The organism is Pseudomonas syringae (genome assembly GCF_021606685.1).
In the GTDB taxonomy this organism is placed as follows: Bacteria; Pseudomonadota; Gammaproteobacteria; order Pseudomonadales; family Pseudomonadaceae; genus Aquipseudomonas; species Aquipseudomonas syringae_R.
This window is the reverse complement of sequence record NZ_WKCB01000144.1, coordinates 1-2,927: the sequence shown is the minus strand read 5'-3', so window position 1 is coordinate 2,927 and position 2,927 is coordinate 1. Positions and strand designations below refer to the sequence as shown.

General features: G+C 58.5%; 2 protein-coding genes. One reads left to right on the top strand and one right to left on the bottom strand.

Annotation, left to right across the window (positions count from 1 at the left end; translation table 11 throughout):
- Window positions 1-165: 165 nt before the first annotated feature.
- Window positions 166-2,121: an acetate--CoA ligase gene (acs, locus tag GIW02_RS26910; protein ID WP_236419896.1), complete on the bottom strand. Its 1,956-nt coding sequence runs from the start codon at window positions 2,119-2,121 to the stop codon at window positions 166-168.
- A 397-nt stretch (window positions 2,122-2,518) separates the two neighbouring features.
- On the opposite strand from acs, the gene GIW02_RS26905 reads away from it, so the two are divergent.
- Window positions 2,519-2,788: a DUF2790 domain-containing protein gene (locus tag GIW02_RS26905; RefSeq protein WP_236419894.1), complete on the top strand. Its 270-nt coding sequence runs from the start codon at window positions 2,519-2,521 to the stop codon at window positions 2,786-2,788.
- The last annotated feature ends 139 nt before the right edge of the window (window positions 2,789-2,927 follow it).

Below are 2,927 nucleotides of genomic sequence, written 5' to 3'. Positions count from 1 at the left end.
ATTGCAGTGTGTCAGCCAGCTCATCTGTTACTGATACACCGCTATCGGGGGCAAGTCGAATCGTCGCACCGCCCCTCCCACATTTGATCTCCATTGATTTCAAGATCCCACAAAAAAGCCCCACCCGGCCTACACCGAATGGGGCTTTATCTGACTATCTAGCGCTTACGCCACATTCATCGTCTTGTGCGTCTCGATCAAATGCGCCACCACCCCTGGGTCCGCCAGGGTGGAGATATCCCCCAACCCGTCATACTCAGCCGTGGCAATTTTGCGCAAGATCCGCCGCATGATCTTGCCCGACCGCGTCTTGGGCAGGCCCGGCGCCCACTGGATCACATCCGGCGAAGCAATCGGCCCGATCTCCTTGCGCACCCAGTTTTTCAGCTCCAGGCGCAGCGCCTCGTTCGGCTCCTCGCCATTCTTGAGCGTGACGTACACATAGATGCCCTGCCCCTTGATGTCATGCGGCACACCCACCACCGCCGCTTCGGCAACTTTAGGGTGAGCCACCATCGCACTTTCAATTTCGGCGGTGCCCATGCGGTGGCCGGACACGTTCAGCACGTCATCCACACGGCCGGTGATCCAGTAGTAACCGTCCTCGTCACGACGGGCACCGTCACCGGTGAAATACATGCCACGGAAGGTCTTGAAATAGGTGTCGACAAAGCGATCATGGTCGCCATACAGCGTACGCGCCTGGCCTGGCCACGAATCGAGGATCACCAGGTTGCCTTCGGCTGCACCTTCGATCAGGTTGCCGAGGTTATCCACCAGCGCCGGCACCACGCCGAAGAATGGCCGCGCCGCCGAACCCGGCTTGAGCGCGTGGGCGCCCGGCAGCGGGCTCATCATGTTGCCGCCGGTTTCGGTCTGCCACCAGGTATCGACAATCGGGCAACGGGATTTGCCGACGTTCTTGTAGTACCAATCCCACGCTTCCGGGTTGATTGGCTCACCCACCGAGCCCAGCAAGCGCAGGCTGCTGCCATCGGCGCCTTCAACGGCTGCCGTGCCCGACGCCATCATCGCGCGGATAGCGGTTGGCGCTGTGTAGAGAATATTGACCTGGTGCTTGTCGACGATCTTCGCCACCCGCGTGATGTCGGGGTAGTTCGGCACGCCTTCGAACAGCAGCGTGGTAGCGCCATTGGCCAGTGGCCCATAGACGATGTAGGTGTGGCCGGTGACCCAACCCACGTCAGCCGTGCACCAGTAGATTTCGCCCGGGCGGTAGTCAAACACGCGCTCGTGGGTCAGGGCCGCGTACAGCAGGTAACCGCCGGTGGTGTGCTGCACGCCCTTGGGCTTGCCGGTGGAACCGGAGGTATAAAGGATAAACAGCGCTTCTTCGGCACCCATCTCTTTTGGCGCACACACGGTGCCCGCCACTTTCATCAGGTCTTCGTACCAGATGTCGCGATGCTGGTTCCACTTGATCGCGCCATTGGTGCGCTTGCACACGATGACCTTCTGGATGCTGTTGGTTTCCGGGTTGGTCAGCGCGTCATCGACGTTGGCTTTCAGCGGAATCTTCTTACCGGCGCGGATGCCTTCATCGGCAGTGATCACTACCTTCGACTTACAGTCGATGATGCGACCGGCCAGGGCCTCCGGCGAAAAGCCGCCGAATACTACGGAGTGGATCGCACCGATGCGGGTACACGCCAGCATGGCGACCACGGCTTCGGGGATCATCGGCATATAGATAGTCACCACGTCGCCGCGGTGCACATCCTGGCCGCGCAGGGCGTTGGCGAACTTGCAGACTTCTTCATGCAGCTCGCGGTAGGTGATGGTGCGGCTTTCGGAAGGGTCATCGCCCTCCCAGATGATCGCCGCCTGGTCGCCACGCTCGGCGAGGTGACGGTCCAGGCAGTTGTAGGAAACGTTCAGGGTGCCATCGGCAAACCATTTGATATCGACGTGATGGTCATCGAAAGAGGTCTGCTTCACCGCGGTGAAAGGCTTGACCCAGTCAAGGCGCTTGGCTTGCTCGCGCCAGAAGCCATCGGGGTTGACCACCGACTGCTGGTACATGGCCTTGTAGGTTGCCTCGTCGGTCAGCGTGTTGGCTGCTACTTCGGGGCGAACGGGGTACAGGGAAGCCGCACTCATCTTTCTTACCTCGGTGACATAGTTGTTGTTGTATGGCCCCTGTTGTAGCCGGGGCTGCCCCATAGAACCATTCGACGATGGTAGTAACAAGCCCCTACAAATTGCCCTGCTATCCGCGTTTACCGCTCTGGCCCGCGCCCCGTGGCGCTTTGCGGCGGTGTGAAAAAACCTTTACCACGGGATTGTTACAAAAACCGCCAATAGTGTTTATCAAAAGCACGGGTATATGAATATAACTCGCGGGCCTAAAATCAACTCCGCCAACACGGCACTGTGATTAACAACGCAACAGCCCCCACGAAGGCATCGTTAATCCGAACTCACCAACCCTAAGTTACACACGTGGCCTCACAAGGGCCCCGTGACCCCTTTCGCCTAAAAGAAGGTAATTGAACAAATGAAAGCTCTCGTAGTTATGGCCCTCAGCAGCTTGTGCGCAACCGCCGCCCTGGCCGACGAGGCCCCGAACGAGCTGGCCGCCCACAACGCCCCGATTGTCGAGGACTACACCTATAACACCCACTTGGATGTTGCCAAAGTATTGTCCATGAGCAACATCCCGGAAGTTTGCGAAGTTGTACCGGTAAAGATGGAATATGAAGACTCTCAAGGTCAGCGGCATATTCTTAATTACCATGTAATGGGCAATGGCTGCTCTAACGGGTAACAATCAACTCAGTTGGATTCTTATTCGCCGCAAGAAATCGTTCTTGCGGCAAAGAGCCAGCTTCTGACACCCCACAACCCGAATGTGGGAGCGGGCTTGCTCGCGAAGACGGCCTCCGCCATCACTCAGCCCCCAAGCC

What these genes read in the sequence shown, in the direction of transcription:
- GIW02_RS26905 (WP_236419894.1), top strand. Translation starts at nt 2,519, where the DNA reads ATGAAAGCTCTCGTAGTTATGGCCCTCAGCAGCTTGTGCGCAACCGCC.
- acs (WP_236419896.1), bottom strand. Translation starts at nt 2,121, where the DNA reads ATGAGTGCGGCTTCCCTGTACCCCGTTCGCCCCGAAGTAGCAGCCAAC.